We start from the raw sequence: 20823 nt of genomic DNA on the forward strand, positions 1-20823 counted from the left end.
CTTTTTTGTATCTATTTATGGAAAGGTGTACTGCTTTGGTATATAATTAAATAATGTTATTGCAAAGGAGACGCATTATGAAGGACGATCGATTTATAGTTACCTACCGAATTGAAGCTGACACATATGAAGACGCAAAGTCTATTGCTTGGGCTGTTCAAGTAGAACAAACGATTGAATTCCCTTATGAATTTGTAACTGATCCATATATTAAAAATACAATTACCGGTCGATTGGAATCTCTCGAACCGATGGCACCAGATTCCGCATATGCTACTGTGGGAGTGATGCCTAATGTAGTGATTGATGTTTCTCGCTATTATGTAGCTCGCATTTCATATCATATAGATACTACCGCATTAGAAGCAACACAATTCTTAAATGTCATATTTGGTAATTCTTCCTTACAGCCTCATATTTGGGTGGTGGATATAGAATTATGTCCAATGTTATTGGACGTTTTCAAAGGACCACGATTTGGGCTTCACGGCATTCGCCATTTAGTTAATACTCCTACGAGACCGATGATTCAGGCCGTTATTAAACCGATGGGAACACCTAATGAAGAATTAGCTCGTATGTGTGCTGCCTATACTCGTGGGGGCGTTGATGTTATTAAGGACGATCATGGCATTACGAATCAATCCTTTTCACAGTTTAAGGATCGCGTAAGACGATGTGCTGCTGCGGTGCGTGAGATGAATGAAGCTCATGGAAAACACGCATTATATGCAGCTAATGTGTCTGGTGACGGCACAGATGTATTAGAACGAGCTTATTTTGCTAAAGAGGCAGGGGCTACGGCACTTATGGTGGCCACAGGCCTTGTTGGTGCTGGTTGGTTGCATAAATTAGCTACCGATGAAAAATTGCGCTTGCCGATTATTCACCATCCTGCCTATTCTGGTGGCTTCGTAAGTCCTGGTGTGTCCGGCATTGCCGACTATTTACAATTGGGATTCTTACCTCGATTATTTGGCGCTGATATGATGGTTTTCGTGTCCTATGGAGGTCGTTTTACCTTTACTCAAGAGCAATGTAAGCGAATTGCCGCGTATATTAAACATCCCGTAGGATTGGTGAAAGCAGGGTGTCCGGCTCCTGGTGGTGGTGTGACTGATGCACGCCTCACAGAATTAGTTGAGTTGTACGGAAATGATACAATGTTCCTCGTTGGGGGCGATATGTTCCGTCGTGGACCAGATCTTGAGTCGAATATGGCGTATTTTATCAATCGCTTAGAAGAGTTAAGCCAACTGAAAAAGTAATAATGGGTGAAGGATAACTTTCACCAAAACAGTTATGGGTGAATGAAAAGCTTTCACTAACAGTCATATATTAATTAGATGGAGTAGTTTGATGAGTGAATCCTCACCGTTGGAGGTCCATGTTCTTGCCAGTGGTAGCAAGGGCAATTGTACAGTTATAAAAAAGGGAAATTCTGTAATATTACATGATGTGGGCATTAGTTGCCGACGCATCGTTAATGGACTTAAAGAATTACATATCGATATGAGCCAGGTGGAGGGAATATTTATTAGCCATGAGCATACTGACCATATTGCAGGGCTACAACAACTATTAAAGCGTTTTGATATTCCTGTATATACTAAGCAGGGCACGTGGCGTGAGATACAAGATAAGTTGATTGTCCCAAAACACCAACTGGTGGAATTAACCAAGGGCAGTTTGTCGCTTGGTAATCTTACGGTGGAGTCCTTTGGCGTTAGTCATGATGCGGCAGATCCTATAGGCATCAATGTATTTTCCGGTAAAGACAAGGCAACAGTTGTCACCGATACCGGTGTGATTACGGACGATATATTGCATCGATTAGATGACAGCACATTGCTAGTCTTGGAGGCTAACTATGATCCTCAAATGTTGCGCTTCGGCCCGTATCAACCCTTTTTAAAGCAACGCGTGGCAAGTGATGAAGGTCATTTAAGTAACGAAATGGCTGCACAGGCCTTACTTATGATGAAACGACCTAATTTTATGCAGGTCATTTTGGCACATCGCTCTGAAAATAATAATAACCCTGTCCTCGTAACGCAGACGATTGGTCAAATGCTCGTCGATGGGGGCGTTAAAATTGGCCCAGAAATGAAATTACAGCATGGCCAACCTAACGAAATAGTATCCATCCGGTCTGTTCATAAAAATTAGAGGTACATCTTGTATGAAGTTTCATGTAATCTGTATTGGTAAATTAAAAGAAGCGTATCTTCGCGAAGGGGTTGCAGAGTTTGTAAAACGTATGCGCCCCTATGGAGGCGTTACAATTACTGAATTGAATGAAAGTAAAATAGGGGATAAGCCCAGTGATGCGGACCGTAAACAAGTAGTCGTAGAAGAGGGACAGCGATTGTTAAAGGCCGTTCCTAAATCGGCATATACCGTATTGCTAGATGTATATGGTAAAACGATATCTTCTGAAAATTTGGCCTCTATGGTATCTAAATTAGAGGTGGACGGCATCAGTGATATGGCCTTTATCATAGGCGGTGCCTTTGGCGTTAGTGACGAATTGCGACGTTCTGTAAAATTTAAGTTATCCTTTAGCCCTATGACCTTTACTCATCAAATGGTTCGATTGTTGTTAGTAGAACAGATTTATCGCAGTACTAAGATAAATCGCAATGAACCATACCACTGGTGATATACCTAATAAATATTAGTTATATACAAATTTTGAAAAAGGAGTTTTCAACTATGAGGTCGAATAGTATAATAAAGAGTAAAGTTATATGAAGGAGGAATTCACTATGAAAATCCAAGACGTAATGAATAAATATCCTGTTACAGTTGGTAAAGATGCTCCGATTTCTGATGTAGCAGACTTATTGGTGAAATATAATTTAACAGCTGTCTCTGTTGTAGATGAAGAAAATAAATTGTTAGGTATTATTTCAGAAGGCGACTTATTATATAAAAAGGTTCGCCCTCATGTACCTCATTATGTAAATGTTTTGGGTGCTAGTATTTATTACAATGGTATTGGCGAATATAATGCACAATTCAAAAAATTGTTGGCATCCCATGTATATGAATTGATGACTAGCGATGTTATTACTACAACACCGGATAAAGATGTAGAAGAAATCGTATCCGTTATGCTAGATCAACATTTGAAAAACATTCCTGTTGTAGATAAAGAGTACCGTTTGGTAGGTATTTTATCTCGCCGTGACATCATCAAATTGATTGCAAAAGATAATTAATTATTTACATATATGTAATACTAAACAGCCACTCCGTATGAGTGGCTGTTTCCTTATAATGGTAATAATTGCATTGAATTTTCATTTATGATATTATAAGGAGTGCATAATATACTACAGAAATTTGGGCGTTTGCCCTTCAAGGAGGACATATTTTAATGAAAGCAACTGTAAATCCTGTTGATCAACACGTAGTAACGTTAACTATCGAAGTACCTGCAGCAGAAGTAGACAAAGGTATCAAACAAGCGGTAAAACGCATTGCAAACCAAGTGAACATTCCTGGTTTCCGTAAAGGCCATGCACCTCGTCGTGTATTGGAAATGAATTTTGGTAAAGAAGCAATCTTGGAAGAAGCCTTTGACGTATTGGCTAGCCAAAACTATAGTGCTGCTCTTCGTGAAAACGATATCGTTCCAGTATCTGATCCAGAAACTGAACGCGTACAATTCGAAGAAGGTAAAGATTTAATCTTCAAAGTAACTGTAACAAAACGCCCTGAAGTTAAACTTGGCGAATACAAAGGCTTAGAAGCTGAAAAACAAGACGCTACTGTAACTGATGAACAAATCGAAGAACAATTGAACAACATCCGCGAACAACAAGCTAAAATGGTTGTTGCTGAAGAAGGCGCTACAATTCAAAAAGACGACTTCGCAGTAATCGATTTCGCTGGTTCTGTTGACGGTAAACCATTTGATGGTGGTGAAGGTAAATCCTACCCATTACAAATTGGTTCCGGTAGCTTCATCCCAGGTTTCGAAGATCAATTGATCGGTGCAAAAGCTGGTGATGATGTAACTGTAAAAGTAACATTCCCAGAAGATTACTTCGTAGCTGAATTAGCTGGTAAAGAAGCAGAATTCAAAACTCATATCCATGATATTAAACGTAAAGAATTGCCTGAATTGAACGATGAATTCGCAAAAGAAGCAAGCTCTTACGAAACTATTGAAGAATTGAAAAACGATCTTCGCGCTAAAATGGAAGAAGAAGCATCCCGTCGTGCTATCGACACTTACAATGCTGATTTGATCCAAGCAGCTGTTAAAAATGCAACTGTAGATATTCCAGAAGTGATGATTAACGATCGTGTAGAACAAATGATTCAAGAATTGGCTATGAATATGGAAGGCCGTGGCTTGAAACTTGATGACTACTTGAAATTCTCCAATAAAACTATCGAAGATTTACGCACTGAATACAAAGATTCCGCAGCTGAAAACGTACGCGCTGATTTAGTATTGGATGCTGTTGCAACTGCTGAAGGTATTGAAGTAACTCCAGATGATATGAATCGCGAAATCTTCATTATGGCTCAAAACTTTGGGGCAGATCCTAAAGAAGTTTGGGATATTATTGCAAAAGAAGGTCGTGTAGCTATGTTAGCAGGCTCTGTAGCTCGCAAAAAAGCAGCTCGATTCATCATCGATAATGCAAAAGGTGCAGAAGCAGCAGAATAATGCTTGCTCACTAGGTACATGAAAAGGTGATTATATGTATGTACCAATCGTAGTTGAACAAGGCGAACGTGGAGAACGTTCGTATGATATTTACTCTCGCTTATTAAAGGATCGCATTATTTTCTTAGGTGGACCTATTGATGATAATGTTGCAAATGCGGTGATTGCCCAAATGCTTTTCTTAGAAGCAGAGGATCCAGATAAAGATATTCATCTATATATTAATAGCCCAGGTGGTGTTGTTACTGCAGGTATGGCTATTTATGATACGATGCAATACATCAAACCAGATGTGTCTACCATTTGTGTAGGTTCCGCCGCAAGTATGGGGGCTGTCTTGTTGACAGCGGGCGCAAAGGGAAAACGCTTTGCATTGCCTCATGCTCGCGTTATGATTCACCAACCATTGGGTGGTGTTCAAGGTCAAGCATCTGAAATCGAAATCCATGCCCGCGAAATTCTTCGTATGCGCGAAGAATTGAATGGTATCCTAGCGTCTCGCAGTGGACAAGACATTGAAGTGGTAGCTCGCGACACAGATCGCGACAACTTCATGAGTGCCCAAGATGCTGTTGAATATGGTTTAATTGATGAGGTGCTAACTCGCGATACTCTAGAAAGCAAGTAATGGAGGCGCTCATTGGCAAAAGATAAAGAAACTATGCGTTGCAGTTTTTGTGGACGCACAAGTGATGAAGTAAGAAAACTCGTAGCCGGTCCTAATGTGTACATCTGTGATGAATGCGTAGAAGTTTGTGAACGCATCATTGAAGATGAACTTGGTGACATCGGTACAGAAGACTTTAAATTAAAAGAATTGCCAACGCCAAAAGAAATTAAAGCTCATCTTGATCAATATGTTATTGGTCAAGATGATGCTAAAGTTTCCCTTGCGGTGGCAGTATATAATCACTACAAACGTCTACAGACAGACAATGTGGTAGATGATGTAGAATTACAAAAGTCCAATGTTCTATTTATTGGGCCTACAGGTAGTGGTAAAACATTATTGGCGCAAACATTGGCAAAAATGTTAGAGGTTCCATTTGCTATTGCAGATGCAACAAGCTTAACCGAAGCTGGCTATGTAGGGGAAGACGTAGAAAATATTCTATTAAAACTCATTCAAGCCGCTGATTATGATATTGAACGGGCAGAACGAGGCATTATCTATATCGATGAAATCGATAAGATTGCTCGTAAGTCTGAAAATCCTTCCATTACACGTGACGTGTCAGGGGAAGGTGTGCAACAGGCACTGTTAAAAATCTTAGAAGGTACTGTTGCTTCTGTACCACCTCAAGGTGGCCGTAAGCATCCAAATCAAGAGATGTTACAAATTGATACTACGAATATTCTCTTTATTTGTGGTGGTGCATTCGATGGTATGGATAAGGTAATTACTAAACGTACCGCTAAGAAAACCCTAGGTTTTGGTGCTGATGTACAACGTGCTGAAGAACGCGATGTATCTGCGATTCTTAAAGAGGTTGTACCGGAAGATTTATTAAAATTCGGCTTGATTCCTGAATTTATTGGTCGTTTACCAGTTATGGTAACTTTAGACTTGTTAGATCGGGATGCATTAGTCCAAATCCTTACAAAACCGAAAAATGCATTGACGAAACAATATGAAAAGATTCTATCCCTCGACGGAGTGGAATTGACATTTGAAGATGATGCATTAGAAGAAATCGCTGATGAAGCATTACAGCGTAAAACTGGTGCTCGTGGTTTGCGTGCCATTATTGAGAAGGTAATGAAGTATGTTATGTATGAAGTTCCATCTATGGATGATGTGGCAAAATGCATAGTTACCAGAGAAGCCGTAAAGGGCACAGGTGAACCTATACTCAAAAATGAGGCAGACAAAGACATCCAGCTGAAATCGTAATTCGAAGAAACTCATTTCTGTGTAGGAATGAGTTTCTTTTCATAATATAAATCCTTGGAGGACATATGAATTTACTCGAAGTAGGTATTCCTACCGTTCCCCTAAGAGGGATGGTTGTATATCCGAATATCGTGATTCACCTCGATATCGGTCGAGACAAATCCATCAAAGCGGTAGAAGCCGCAATGAACGAAGATCGTATTATGGCAGTAGTATCTCAAAAAGATGATACTGTAGATGCACCTACTGTTCATGATTTAGCCCAAATGGGCACACTTGTAAAAATTAAACAAATGTTGCGCTTACCAGGTGGTATTGTTCGTGTTCTCGTTGAAGGTATTACTCGTATTCGTGTCATGAACATTACGAGCATGGATCCTTATTATGTGGGGGACTATGAACGTATTGCATCTATTTTCGAAGATGATGTAGAACTTGAGGCGTATCGTCGTTTAGTACAGTCAAAATTCAATGAATGGGCTGATGAAGCTAAAACGATTACAGAAGAAGGCGTTACACGCGTTATGGAATTGCGTGACCCTTGTGAATTAGCCGATCAAGTAGCATTTATGCTACCTGTTAATAATGCAAAACGACAAGAGTTACTAGAAGAATTATCTGTTGCAAGACGATTGAACATGATTGTTGGTATTCTTAATATGGAATTACAAATTTCTGATTTAGAAAACTCCATTAATAATCAAGTTCGTCAAGCTATGGAAAAAACGCAAAAAGAATATTTCTTGCGTGAAAAGATTCGCGTTATTCATGATGAATTAGGCGATAAGGGTGATCCGGAAGAAGAAGCGGATGAATTAAGAGAGCAATTAAAGGCTCTTAACTTGAGCGAAGAGGTTCATAATCGGATTGATAAAGAAATTTCTCGCTATAGCCGCATGCCACAAATGATGCCAGAAGCGACTATTCTCAGAAATTATCTTGACTGGGTATTGAGCTTACCATGGAACGATGTTACAGATGATCGTCTAGATATCAATGAAGCTAAAGACATCTTAGAGGCTGATCATTATGGCTTAGAAAAGGTTAAGAAACGTATCTTAGAATTCTTGGCTGTTCGCAAATTGACCGGTAAGAATAGCGGTTCTATCCTTTGCTTAGTAGGACCTCCTGGTGTTGGTAAAACATCATTAGCTTCATCCATTGCTAAAGCGATGAATCGTAAATTCGTACGCGCATCCTTAGGTGGCGTTCGCGATGAAGCTGAAATTCGCGGCCATCGTCGTACATACATTGGCGCATTGCCAGGTCGTATGATTCAAGGCATTAAAAATGCAGGTACACGTAATCCTGTATTCTTGCTCGATGAAATTGATAAGTTGGCATCTGACTACAAAGGTGATCCATCATCTGCATTGCTCGAGGTGTTAGACCCAGAACAAAATAGCACATTCAGTGATCATTTTATTGAAATTCCCTTTGATTTCTCCGATGTATTTTGGATTACTACAGCTAATGTAGCATCCAATATTCCAGGCCCATTGTTGGACCGTATGGAAATTATCGAGCTTTCAAGTTATATGGAAGATGAAAAATTAGAAATCGCTAAGCGCTATTTAGCACCTAAACAAATCGAAAAGAACGGTTTAAAAGATAATAAGATTAAACTATCTGATGCAGTGTTAAAGAAAATTATTTCTGAATATACTCGTGAAGCTGGTGTTCGTACCTTGGAAAAAACGATTGCAAAGGTATGTCGTAAGATGGCGTACCAAGTGGTCGAACAAGGGGTTGAAACGCCAAAGGTTTCCGTTAAAAATTTACCAGATTACTTGGGTGCACCTATTTTCATCGACCAAGAGCGTGAAAAGAAACCACAAGTGGGCTATGTTAATGGGCTTGCTTGGACCTCTGTAGGAGGTGTAGTATTACCTTGTGAAGCTACAACAATGGCGGGGACTGGCAAATTAGCACTAACCGGTAGTCTTGGTAAAGTTATGCAAGAATCTGGTCATGCAGCGATGAGCTATATTCGTCATAATGCAAAGTCCTTGAAAATTGATGAAGAATTCTACAAGAAATTGGATATTCATGTTCATCTTCCAGAAGGGGCAACGCCAAAGGATGGTCCTTCTGCAGGGATTACTATGACATTGGCTATGGTTTCTGCGTTGACAGGACGTAAGGTTCGCTCTGATCTTGCCATGACAGGTGAAATTACATTACGCGGTCGCGTATTACCAATTGGCGGTCTTAAAGAGAAATTGTTAGCAGCATTGTCATATGGTGTTAAAGAGGTTTTAATTCCTAAGGGAAATGAAAAGGATATTCCTGAGTTACCAGACAGTGTAAAAGAAGGACTTATCATTACACCAGTAAAGACAATGGATGAAGTTTTAGCAAAGGCACTTGTATAATGCAAAAGAAGAAAAAATCCACAAAACATATGGGGCCAAAACCACAATATACAAGAAAAGAAATGAAAGGGCCTCGCATTATAGCAGCAAAATATAATACATCCTGTGTAAAGGCTGATCAATATCCTGAAGGGGATACGGTAGAAGTAGCTTTCTTGGGACGCTCTAATGTGGGCAAATCCTCACTGATTAATTCTTTGTGTAATCATCGTGGTTTAGCTCTCGTCAGTGGACAGCCAGGGAAAACTAAGACGATAAATTATTTTGATATTGAATCAAAAGAGGATATTAGCGAAACTGAAGAACGTCGGTATCATTGGTTCCTAGTCGATTTACCTGGCTACGGCTTTGCAAAAACGAATAAAGATAATCGCAATATGTGGTCATCATTTATATCTGACTATATATTACATTCTGAACGATTGATGCTGTTATGCTTACTTATTGATGGGCGTCATCCAGAGATGCCTATTGATAAGGTGGCCTTTGATTGGCTCGTTGAGGCTGGTGTGCCACTTCAAATTGTGGTTACAAAGGCTGATAAACTTAACGCTAAAGAAAAATCTGTAAATTTAGCAAAAATTAAAGCTATATATCCGACGGATGCGCCACCGATATTGTATAGCTCATTGAAACATACAGGACGTGAGCTACTACAACAACGAATTAATAAAGTATTAGTAGGGGAGGAAGCATGAGTAATTCAAACCAATTAGAGATGATGGAACGCATCGCTCTTGATTTAGAGGGTGTTGAACGTGCTCTTGCAGCATCCTTTAATACAGGGTCTGAAGATTTTAATGAACTCATTCGACCTTTATCCGAGGCCGGTGGCAAACGGCTAAGAGCTCAATTATGCTTGCTCATCGCCAATGCGGGCCAATCGATAAAGGAAGAGCGCATTAAAATTGCAGAAGCTGTTGAAATGTTACATCTGGCTACATTGATCCATGATGATGTTCTGGATCAGGCTGAAATACGTCGTGGTGAAGAAACTATCCATAAGCATAAAGGAAATAAGGTTGCTATTTTAAGTGGGGATTATCTATTCGCCAAAGCATTCCGCATTGTCTCTGAAATGCCTCATATGGAATATTTAAAAATCTTTTCTCATATCATCACTTGCCTTGTGGAAGGTGAGTTCATGCAAATGGAAGATGTATATCGCATCGATCAAGGCATAGAGCGGTATATGATAAAGACCCAAAAGAAAACAGCTGACTTTATGGAAGGCTGCATGGAACTCGGTGGCCTCTTAGGCGGTTGGTCTACTGAAGAGATTGTGTATCTAAAACGGTATGGTCACGCATTGGGCATGGCATTCCAGATTACTGATGATATTATGGACTATCGCGAAACCTCAGATACCACAGGCAAACCTGTAGGTAATGACCTACGAGAGGGTTTATTGACATATCCATTGCTCAGTATTGTTAATGAAAGCAATCAGGACCAATTGCTGAAAGATATCAAAAATCTAAATCATGGCGGTAACGAACAAGATTTAATCGATTATGTTATAGCCCAAGGCGGCATAGATAATACATTACAGGTAGCACAACAGTATTGTGATGATGCGTTATCTGCATTACAATCTATACGTGATTTTGATGGTAAAGAGTTTTTGGTATTAGCTGTTCAAAACTTGGCAGATAGAAAGGTATAATATGGAGGCTTTCGAACCTAAAGATTTCGAATATCCCATTAAGAAACCTTCATTTGACAGTGTAGTTCGGCAAAAACGTCGGGAGCAAGCACAAAAAGCAGAACAGGAGCAATATGCTGTAGTTAATGCGGATACGGCCGAGGATAGTCCAGAACCGTTATATACGGAGATGGAACAAAAAATGATGGATGAAGCAGCTAATTTATCGTTGGTAGGTCATTTATCAGAACTTCGTAGACGTATTATAATTATGGTAGTTACTATTATTATAGGAACGGGCATCGCCTATTATTATGTAGATGTTTTATTAGATATTTTGTTGGCCCCTGCGGGCAAATTGTATTATATGCGTCCTACAGAAGCCTTCTTTACATATATGAAGGTTTCCATCGTAGGCGGCATAATTTTGGCATCGCCCATCATATTGCATCAAATATGGCTCTTTGTAAAACCAGCGTTGACGGTTCGTGAAAAACATCTATCAAACTGGATTTTACCAGTAGCCTTTTTGTTGTTTGTTATAGGTATTTTATTTTCCTATATCTTAGTGTTGCCCGCTGCGGTTAAGTTCTTTATGGGCTTTGCCACCGATGAATTGCAACCGATGTTTTCCATTGGTCAATATATGGACTTTGTATTGGCCTTTGTATTGCCGTTCGGCTTTATATTCGAACTACCATTGATCATTATCATTATGGGATACTTTAACTTAATTACATCCCAATTTTTAAAGAAGAAACGCAAAATATTTATTTTGCTTTCCTTTATTATAGGTGCAGTAATTTCACCTACACCGGATATGTTCTCACAAACCATGATTGCATTGCCGATGATCTTATTATATGAAACTAGCCTCTTTGTGTTAGCTAAAGTGATGAAACGATAAGTACTTACTTTCAGGAGGAACGATGAAAACCTACGAAAATTTAACCACCTACAATCCTGGTGAAATCGAAAGTAAATGGTATTCCTATTGGGAAAACCAAGGTTACTTTCACGAAGAAGTAGACACTGACAAGGAACCATTTAGCATTGTATTGCCACCTCCAAATGTAACAGGTATGTTGCATATGGGGCATGCGCTAGATAATACATTACAAGATATCTTGATTCGTTTTAAACGTATGCAAGGTTACAATGTGTTATGGATGCCTGGTACAGACCATGCTGGTATTGCTACACAAATCAAGGTAGAAGAAATGCTCGCCAAAGAAGAGGGCAAATCTCGCTATGATTTAGGTCGTGAAAAATTCGTAGAACGCGTCTGGAAATGGAAGAAAGAATACGGCGATACTATTGTTAAACAAATTCGCAGCTTAGGTGCGTCCTGTGATTGGAGCCGTGAACGTTTTACATTGGATGAAGGCTACTATCATGCAGTGCGTGAAGTATTCGTAAGCCTTTATGAAAAAGGCTTGATTTATCGTGGTGAACGTATCATTAACTGGTGCCCTCGTTGTGCAACAGCGTTGTCTGATGTAGAGGTAGAACACGAAGATGAACACGGTCATTTATGGCATATTAAATACCCTGTAAAAGGTGAAGAAGGTCGCTTTGTTATCGTTGCAACAACGCGTCCTGAAACAATGTTCGGCGACGTAGCGGTAGCGGTAAATCCTGAAGATGACCGTTATAAAGATTTAATTGGTAAAACATTAATCTTGCCATTTGTTAATCGTGAAATTCCTGTTATCGCCGATGACTATGTAGATGCAAGCTTTGGTACCGGTTGTGTAAAAATTACACCAGCTCATGACCCTAACGACTTTGAAATGGGTCAACGTCACAACTTAGAATCCATCGTTGTTATGAACAATGATGCGACAATGAACGACGGTGCTGGTAAATTTAACGGCATGACACGCGAAGAAGCGCGTAAACAAGTGGTAGCTGAGCTTGATGGATTAGGATTGCTAGAAAAAATCGAAGATCATGACCATGCGGTTGGCCATTGTTCCCGTTGTAAAACGATTATTGAACCAATGGTTTCTAAACAATGGTTCGTAGATATGAAACCTCTTGCAGAGCCAGCATTGAAGGTTGTAAAAGATGGTGAAGTTCAATTTGTTCCTGAACGATTCACCAAAACCTATGTAAATTGGCTCGAAAACATCCGTGACTGGACGATTTCTCGTCAATTATGGTGGGGTCACCGTATTCCAGCATGGTATTGCGATGACTGTGGTGAAACTATTGTTAGCCGTGAAGACATTACAGAATGCCCTCATTGTCATGGACATGTAACACAAGATCCAGATGTGCTTGATACATGGTTCAGTTCTGGTTTATGGCCTTTTGCTACCATGGGGTGGCCTAAAGATACAGCAGAGCTTAAACAATGGTATCCAACAAGTGTACTCGTAACTGGTTATGATATTATCTTCTTCTGGGTTGCTCGTATGATTTTCATGGCTCTTGAGTTTGAACATGAAATTCCATTCAAACATGTATTTATTCATGGTCTTGTACGCGATAGCCAAGGTCGCAAGATGAGTAAATCCTTGGGCAATGGTATTAATCCATTAGATGTAATCGGCGAATATGGTGCTGATGCATTGCGCTTTACACTTGTAACAGGTAATACACCGGGCAATGATATGCGTTTCTACATGGAACGTGTAGAAGCAAACCGCAACTTTGCAAATAAAATTTGGAATGCTTCTAAATTTGTTCTCATGAATTTGACGAATTATGATGAAAGTTTCGTTCCTACTGAGGCTGATTTGACATTGGCTGACAAATGGATTGTTGAAAAATACAATGAAACCGTAGCAAGTATTACTGCAAATCTTGATAAATTTGAGCTTGGTGAAGCGGCTAGCTCCGTATATGATTTCATTTGGAATACATATTGCGACTGGTACATTGAACTTGCAAAACCTCGTTTGTATAGCGATGCTAATGAACGCGATCGTCGCACTGTACAATATTTGCTTGTAACAATCTTGCGTCATATGCTTGAATTGTTGCATCCATTTATGCCATTCGTTACAGAACATATTTGGCAACATTTGCCTCATGAAGGTGAAAGCATTGTGATTGCTAAATGGCCAGAAGCATTAGCTTTCACAAATCTTACAGAGGCTGCACGTCAAATGGAAGTTATGATGGATGCTATTAAAGGTATCCGTAACATGCGCGCTGAAATGAATGTACCTTTAGGCAAAAAAGCCGAAGTTATCGTAGCACCGACTGATGCGTCTATCGCTGAGGCCGTTGCAGATCATAGCGATTATTTCGTAACACTTGCATGGGCTGAAAAGGTAACTATTCTAGGTGCTGATGATCCAAAACCTGAAAATGCAACTGTAACTGTTGTAAATGGTATGGAAGTATATCTTCTATTGAAGGATCTTATCGATGCAGATAAAGAAAAAGAACGTATCGAAAAAGAAAAAGGTCAAATGCAAAAAGAAATTGCACGCTTAGAAGGTAAATTGAGCAATCAAGGTTTCCTTGCAAAAGCACCAGAAGCAGTTGTAGCAAAAGAAAAAGAAAAACTAGAAGAATATAAACAAAAACAACAAGCGTTGTTAGAACGTGAAGAATTCTTAAAAACCTTATAGGAGGTTTATATGACATACGAAGAAGCCTTAACGTATTTAGAAGATACCTCATCCTTTGGCATAAAACCTGGGTTAGAGCGTATTCGTGCATTATTGCAAGCGTTGGGGAATCCTGAACGAGATTATAAAATCATTCATGTTACGGGTACAAATGGCAAAGGTTCTGTAACAACCTATATTTCGTATGCTCTATTTACCAGTGGATTACGGGTGGGGCGATTTACATCGCCTCACCTTGAATCTTATACGGAGCGTATAGAAATTAATGATGTTCAAATTAGCAAAGACGCTTTTGGCAGTTTGATCGATTGTGTTCGACAAGGCGTAGATAAGATCATTGCTGATGGGGTAGAGCCACCTACACAATTTGAAATTCTAACGGCCGCAGCATTCCTATTCTTTAAAGAACAAGGTGTAGACTATGCTGTTGTAGAAGCTGGCTTGGGGGGATTACTGGATTCAACGAATGTTGTGACACCAGTGGTTTCCGTTATTACTAATGTTACCCTTGATCACCAAGCGTATTGTGGCAATACGGTGGAAGAGATTGCCAAGCATAAGGCAGGCATTATAAAAGAAGGTATTCCTGTTGTAACAGCGGCTCAAGAAGGACCATTAAAGGTCATTGAAGAGACAGCTGAAGAAAAACATGCACCATTATATGTGTTTAACAAAAAGTTTGGTATCGATAGCCGTAGTGTAGTGCCTGGTGGGCAATTGATTACGGTCAGTGCTATTGGTGCACCGCCTGCTATGTTATTTACAACGATGGCTGGGATTCATCAATCTGTCAATTTGGCTTGTGCATTACAAGCTGTACGCCTAGTTATGGAACATGATGATGCTATTAGTGAAGAAACAATGCGTGAAGGCTTTGCCCGTGCTACTTGGGCTGGTCGTTTTGAGATTAAAAAAGCTTTGGATCGGACATTTATATTTGATGGTGCCCACAATGCAGCCGGCGCAGAATCTTTCGGTATGACTTACCATGAATTATTTGGAGATACGCCAAAAACAATGGTGATGGCTATTTTGTCAGATAAGGATGAAATGGGTATTATTCACGAAGTTGTAAAACCAAAAGATACAGTCATTGCAGTGGCTGCACCAACACCACGTACAGAGGTGCCAGAGAAATTGGTAGAAACCGTTCGGCAATGTGTGAAAGGGGTAGTGGCACAAACAGAGGATTCTGTGAGCAATGCTCTTGATTTAGCATTACAATCGACACAAGATGGAGATATCATTGTTGTGTGTGGATCATTATATATTCTTGGCGAAGCTCGCGGTTGGTTACAAAACCGTATGAGCCACTAGGTAATCATTATGGATCACTCATTATTTCCAACGGAAACAAAGTTGAAGTTTTATATTGAACGACTCATTTATGGCGTGGCTATCGCCATGCCTCTACAACCGATGGTAGGGGATGTGCTTTTGTGGCTGGCCGTTGGGCTTGCCATTGTCGATTTAATACGAAGTCGTAGTCTTAGCTTACCTACGGGCTGGTTGTCTTGGACTGTTATGTTTTTCGTCCTTTGGACGGGCGTATCAGCTGCCCTTTCCGATAATGCGCAATGGGCTTTGACAAGTTGGTTTTATCAGATTGTGGCCGGTGGCGGTATCTATTATTTAGTACGTACCTATATTAGTACGCCAAAACAGTGGCGTTATTTTCTTCAATGTACATTGGGAACGGCGATTCTCGTTTGTTGTATAGGTGCTTATGAATATATTTTTATTCCTAATCATCATATTAAGGAATGGGTTGATGCCATTCAATTTCCAAAATTGATGCGACGCATGTCGTCAACATTGACGAATCCCAATCTATTGGGTGCTTACTTGTTGATGATTCTCAGCGTTAGCATTAGTTATCTATTGGTTTACTGGAAGGGCTTATCCGATAAAATCTTATCGGACGAATATAAGAAACAAATCTACATGATGATTCCCATAGCATTAATACTTTTTGTTACCATGCTATTAACGTATTCACGTGGCATATGGATCAGTTTTGGTGCCATGATTATTTACTGGGGTATTTTTGTAGAACGTCGCTTATTATTATCTCTGTTAGCAATCCCAATCATTCTGTATTGTTATGATGGGGAAATTGCGACTCGACTTTGGTCTATATTCCAAGGCCATGATACATCGGCGGATTTACGATGGGCCTTGTGGGATAGCACGATGTACATCGTTCGTGAAAATCCTGTATGGGGGATTGGATGGAATACATTTTACTTAGTATATCCAGAGTATAACTATTACATTCAGGGCCCTAATATATTAATGTATCATGCCCATAATTTATATCTTAATATGTTGGCTGAAATCGGTATACCGGGGCTTATCTCTTTTATAACTGTATTATTAGGTCATGTGATTACCTCCATACGTTTAAAAGGTGATGTATTCCGCAAAGCGGCTTCCATCGGTGTTGGTGCTTTAGCAGTCGGTGTCCTTGTGAGTGGTTTGTCCGATTTTGAATTATATAGTCACCAAGTAACGATTACATTCTGGTTATTGCTAGGGTGGGTAGGTGCTTTTGTGAAAGTTCAACAAAATCAGGCTGAAATCAATCATAATTAAAACGCATCGAAAAAAATCGAAATTATTGCCATTGGTATACTATCAAAAGAAAAGAGTGAATTGAAGAGAATCTATATAATGTATAGAGATTCTTCGATTCACTCTTTTATATCTATATATATGGAATTATAAAATTACAGCAATAATTCCTGAGAGTTATAACGATGTGAATTTAATTTATCCAAAAAATAGAAAATTGATGACTTTTAGTCATAATACCCCATAAATGTGTGACAAAAAATACATTTTATGCATATAAGTTGACAATGCTATTCTAAAAGCATACGATGAAATTGGTTTAAGGAACGGTTTAGACCAAGAGATTGATCAACTGTCGTTTAACAAGGTGATTTTAAGGAGATGGTACGATGATAGACATCAAAGATCGCGTTAAAAATGCGGCCCTCCAAGGCAAAATTGTCACAGCTTATGAAGCAGCTCAAATGATTAACCACAATGATAAAGTTGGTATTTCTGGCTTTACTCCATCTGGTTATGCAAAAGCTGTACCATTGGCTTTGGCTGAACGAATGGAAAAAGAACCATTCAAAATTGATTTATGGACAGGTGCTTCTGTAGGTGATGAAGCTGACGGTGCATTAACACGTGCACATGGTATTAACCGTCGTTTCCCTTATCAAACAAATGGGGATACACGCAAAGCTTTAAATAGCGGCGACATCAAATACGTTGATATGCACTTAAGTACAATGGCGCAAAATGTACGCTATGGTTTCTTTGGTGATTTAGACGTAGCTATCGTAGAAGTTTGTCAAATCAATGAAGATGGCTCTTTAGTACCTACAACATCTGTTGGTAACTCTCCAACATTTGTTAGCCAAGCTAAAAAAGTTATCGTAGAAGTAAACGTATCTCAACCATTATCTTTGGTTGGTATGCATGATATCTACGAACCACTTGATCCACCATATCGCAAACCAATTCCATTGGAACATGCTGGTGATCGTATTGGTACTGATGCAATTCCTTGTGACCCAGACAAAATCATTGCAGTAGTTCCTTGTGATGTTCCTGATACTACAAGACCTTTGGCACCTATCGATGATGATGCAAAAGCAATGAGTCAACACCTTATCAAATTCTTTGAACAAGAAATCGGTGAAGGTCGTTTACCTGAAAACTTGCTTCCATTGCAATCTGGCGTAGGTTCTGTAGCAAATGCAGTAATCAGCGGATTGGCTCAAGGCCCATTCAAAGATTTGTCCATTTATACAGAAGTAATCCAAGATGGTATGTTTGACTTAATCGATGCAGGTAAAGTAACTGTATGTTCCGGTACTGCATTAAGTCCTTCTCCAGATGGGTTGAAACGTTTCTATAATAACATCGATGAATATCGTAAAAAGATTATTCTTCGTCCACAAGAAATTTCCAACAACCCTGGTATTGCTCGCCGTATTGGTGTCATTGCCATGAATACCGCTATCGAATTTGATATTTTTGGCAATGTAAACTCTACTCATATTATGGGTAGCAAAATGATGAACGGTATTGGCGGATCTGGTGACTTTGCACGTAGTGCATATCTCACTATTTTCTGTACTAATTCCGTTGCAAAAGGTGGCGACATCAGTTCTATCGTTCCATATGTATCTCATGTGGATCACCCAGAACATGACACTATGATTTTCTGTACAGAACAAGGTGTTGCTGACTGTCGTGGTTTGAGCCCAGTGGAAAGAGCTCGTTTGATCATTGAAAAATGTGCTCACCCAGACTACAAACCAATGTTAACTGAATACCTCGAAAAAGCACTCGCTGCAACTAAGAATGCCCATACACCAATGTTGCTCGACGAAGCTCTTTCTTGGCATAAACGCTTCACAGAAACTGGAAGCATGAAAAAATAACCTGTTTTTTTAGGAGGATGATGAAAACATGGCTTACGAAAACCTTAAAGCCCAAATTGCTGAGTACAATAAACTTTGTGACGAAAAGTGTGTAAAAACTCCAGAACGTCAAAACTTGAAATACAACCGCGTGTATACACCAGTTGATATTGAAGGTTTTGATTATGAACGTGATTTGGGTATGCCTGGTGAATATCCATATACTCGTGGCGTACAACCTACAATGTACCGTGGTCGTTTCTGGACTATGCGTATGTATGCTGGTTTCGCGACAGCTGAAGAATCTAACAAACGTTACCGTTACCTTATCGAATCCGGTGCAACTGGTCTTTCCTGTGCATTCGACTTACCTACACAAATCGGTTATGACTCTGATGACGTTATGGCTGAAGGCGAAGTTGGTAAAGTAGGTGTAGCGATTGACTCCTTGGCAGATATGGAAATCTTGTTCGATGGCATCGACCTTGGCAAAGTATCCACTTCCATGACAATCAACGCTCCAGCATCCGTTTTGTTGGCAATGTATATCGCAGTAGCTGAAAAACAAGGCGTACCTTCCACAGAATTGAAAGGTACAATTCAAAATGATATTTTGAAAGAATACGCAGCTCGTGGTACTTACATTTTCCCTCCAAAACCATCTATGCGTTTGATCACTAATATCTTTGAATATTGCTCTCAATACGTTCCAAAATGGAATACAATTTCCATCTCCGGTTACCATATCCGTGAAGCAGGTTCCACAGCAGCACAAGAAATCGCATTTACAATTGCTGATGGTATCGCATACGTAGAAGCAGCTTTGAAAGCTGGTCTTGATGTTGATACATTCGCTGGTCGTCTTTCCTTCTTCTGGAATGCTCATAATAATGTACTTGAAGAAGTTGCTAAATTCCGCGCATCCCGTCGTTTATGGGCAACAATCATGAAAGAACGTTTTGGTGCTAAAAAACCAAAATCCATGATGCTTCGTGTACATACTCAAACAGCTGGTTCCATGTTGACTGCACAACAAGTTGATAACAACATCGTTCGTGTTGCTCTTCAAACTGCAGCTGCTGTAATGGGCGGTACTCAATCCTTACATACAAACTCCCGTGACGAAGCTTTGGCTCTTCCTACAGAAGCATCTGTACAAGTAGCTCTTCGTACACAACAAATCGTGGCTTACGAATCTGGTTTGGCTGACGTAGTTGACCCATTGGGCGGTTCCTACTATGTAGAAGCTATGACTAACGCTATCTATGACGAAGCTATGGCTTACATCAAGAAAATTGATGAAATGGGCGGCGCTGTAGTAGCAATCGAAAAAGGCTACATCCAAAAAGAAATTCAAGAATCCGCTTACAAATGGCAAATGGAAGTTGAATCTGGCTTGCGCACAATCGTTGGCGTAAACAAATTCCAAGTTGAAGAAGAAGCTCCAAAAGACTTGCTTCGCGTAGATGCTTCCGTTGGTGTTAACCAAGCTAAGAAAACTCAAGCAGTTCGCGCTAACCGCGATCAAGCAGCAGTTGACAAAGCTTTAGCTGATTTGAAAGCTGGCGCAGCTGACGAAAACGTTAACTTGATGCCATTAATTCTTGCAGCAGTTAAAACATATGCTACTTTGGGTGAAATTTGTAATGTATTGCGCGAAGTATTCGGTGAATACCAAGCTCATTCCACATTATAATATCGGCTAATTTCGGAGGTAATTATCATGGCAGAAAAACGTATTAGAGTAATCGTAGCAAAACCAGGTCTTGATGGTCATGACCGTGGTGCAAAAGTTGTAGCACGCGCACTTCGCGATGCTGGTTTCGAAGTAATCTACACAGGTCTTCGTCAAACTCCAGAACAAATCGTAGAAGCAGCACTTTCTGAAGACGTTAATGTAGTTGCATTATCCCTTCTTTCTGGCGCTCACAACACATTGTTTCCTAAAATTGTTGAACTTTTGAAAGAAAAAGGCATGGGCGATGTTCTTGTAATCGGCGGCGGCGTTATTCCTGATGCTGATATCCCTGGCTTGAAAAAAGCTGGCGTAGCAGCTGTATTCACACCTGGTACTCCAACTGGTGATATCGTTAACTTCATCAAGGAAAACGTAAAATAATTAATTGGGCAAGAGAGGGGCACAACTGAATAGTTGGCTCCCCTCTATTCCCATATTCAAAGATAGGTGGT

General features: G+C 39.8%; 17 protein-coding genes. All 17 read left to right on the forward strand.

Features of this window, described 5'->3' with window-relative positions:
• The first annotated feature begins 77 nt into the window (after positions 1 to 77).
• The 17 genes from O3617_RS04830 to O3617_RS04910 all read left to right on the forward strand — a co-directional run bounded on the left by O3617_RS04830 (position 78) and on the right by O3617_RS04910 (position 20752).
• A complete protein-coding gene (locus tag O3617_RS04830) occupies positions 78 to 1268 on the forward strand; it encodes a RuBisCO large subunit C-terminal-like domain-containing protein (RefSeq protein ID WP_371448962.1) in 1191 nt (396 codons plus the stop codon).
• Positions 1269 to 1359: 91 nt separating this feature from the next.
• Positions 1360 to 2169: an MBL fold metallo-hydrolase gene (locus tag O3617_RS04835; RefSeq protein ID WP_371448964.1), complete on the forward strand. Its 810-nt coding sequence runs from the start codon at positions 1360 to 1362 to the stop codon at positions 2167 to 2169.
• 13 nt (positions 2170 to 2182) lie between these two features.
• Entirely contained in the window at positions 2183 to 2662 is a 480-nt protein-coding gene (gene rlmH, locus O3617_RS04840; RefSeq protein WP_371448966.1) for a 23S rRNA (pseudouridine(1915)-N(3))-methyltransferase RlmH, read from the forward strand.
• Between the two features lie 106 nt (positions 2663 to 2768).
• Positions 2769 to 3224, forward strand: a complete 456-nt coding sequence (locus O3617_RS04845) for a CBS domain-containing protein (protein ID WP_371448967.1) — start codon at positions 2769 to 2771, stop codon at positions 3222 to 3224.
• Between the two features lie 158 nt (positions 3225 to 3382).
• Complete coding sequence (gene tig / locus O3617_RS04850; RefSeq protein WP_371448969.1) at positions 3383 to 4687, forward strand: trigger factor; 1305 nt, start codon at positions 3383 to 3385, stop codon at positions 4685 to 4687.
• Between the two features lie 34 nt (positions 4688 to 4721).
• Entirely contained in the window at positions 4722 to 5315 is a 594-nt protein-coding gene (clpP, locus tag O3617_RS04855) for an ATP-dependent Clp endopeptidase proteolytic subunit ClpP (RefSeq protein ID WP_316579824.1), read from the forward strand.
• Between the two features lie 12 nt (positions 5316 to 5327).
• The gene (clpX, locus tag O3617_RS04860) at positions 5328 to 6581 is read left to right on the forward strand and encodes an ATP-dependent protease ATP-binding subunit ClpX (protein ID WP_371448971.1); all 1254 of its coding nucleotides are present in this window, start codon (positions 5328 to 5330) and stop codon (positions 6579 to 6581) included.
• A gap of 65 nt (positions 6582 to 6646) precedes the next feature.
• On the forward strand, positions 6647 to 8956 hold the full coding sequence (lon, locus tag O3617_RS04865; RefSeq protein ID WP_371448973.1) for an endopeptidase La: 2310 nt from the start codon (positions 6647 to 6649) through the stop codon (positions 8954 to 8956).
• Positions 8956 to 9654 carry a ribosome biogenesis GTP-binding protein YihA/YsxC gene (yihA, locus tag O3617_RS04870; RefSeq protein WP_371448975.1) on the forward strand — a complete coding sequence of 233 codons (699 nt, stop codon included), beginning with the start codon at positions 8956 to 8958 and terminating at the stop codon, positions 9652 to 9654. Before lon ends, yihA begins: the two co-directional genes overlap by 1 nt.
• Entirely contained in the window at positions 9651 to 10622 is a 972-nt protein-coding gene (locus O3617_RS04875) for a polyprenyl synthetase family protein (protein ID WP_371448977.1), read from the forward strand. Before yihA ends, O3617_RS04875 begins: the two co-directional genes overlap by 4 nt.
• Before the next feature lies 1 nt (position 10623).
• Positions 10624 to 11508, forward strand: a complete 885-nt coding sequence (gene tatC, locus O3617_RS04880) for a twin-arginine translocase subunit TatC (protein ID WP_371448979.1) — start codon at positions 10624 to 10626, stop codon at positions 11506 to 11508.
• Positions 11509 to 11530: 22 nt separating this feature from the next.
• Positions 11531 to 14188, forward strand: a complete 2658-nt coding sequence (locus O3617_RS04885) for a valine--tRNA ligase (protein WP_371448981.1) — start codon at positions 11531 to 11533, stop codon at positions 14186 to 14188.
• A gap of 9 nt (positions 14189 to 14197) precedes the next feature.
• Positions 14198 to 15505 carry a folylpolyglutamate synthase/dihydrofolate synthase family protein gene (locus O3617_RS04890; RefSeq protein ID WP_371448983.1) on the forward strand — a complete coding sequence of 436 codons (1308 nt, stop codon included), beginning with the start codon at positions 14198 to 14200 and terminating at the stop codon, positions 15503 to 15505.
• A 9-nt stretch (positions 15506 to 15514) separates the two neighbouring features.
• A complete protein-coding gene (locus O3617_RS04895) occupies positions 15515 to 16783 on the forward strand; it encodes an O-antigen ligase family protein (RefSeq protein ID WP_371448984.1) in 1269 nt (422 codons plus the stop codon).
• A 368-nt stretch (positions 16784 to 17151) separates the two neighbouring features.
• Entirely contained in the window at positions 17152 to 18654 is a 1503-nt protein-coding gene (locus tag O3617_RS04900) for an acetyl-CoA hydrolase/transferase family protein (RefSeq protein WP_005377419.1), read from the forward strand.
• Between the two features lie 28 nt (positions 18655 to 18682).
• Positions 18683 to 20329 carry a methylmalonyl-CoA mutase gene (locus tag O3617_RS04905; protein WP_118353668.1) on the forward strand — a complete coding sequence of 549 codons (1647 nt, stop codon included), beginning with the start codon at positions 18683 to 18685 and terminating at the stop codon, positions 20327 to 20329.
• Positions 20330 to 20356: 27 nt separating this feature from the next.
• The gene (locus O3617_RS04910; protein ID WP_005377409.1) at positions 20357 to 20752 is read left to right on the forward strand and encodes a cobalamin B12-binding domain-containing protein; all 396 of its coding nucleotides are present in this window, start codon (positions 20357 to 20359) and stop codon (positions 20750 to 20752) included.
• The last annotated feature ends 71 nt before the right edge of the window (positions 20753 to 20823 follow it).

The organism is Veillonella sp. 27098_8_77 (assembly GCF_041431535.1).
Lineage (GTDB): Bacteria > Bacillota > Negativicutes > Veillonellales > Veillonellaceae > Veillonella.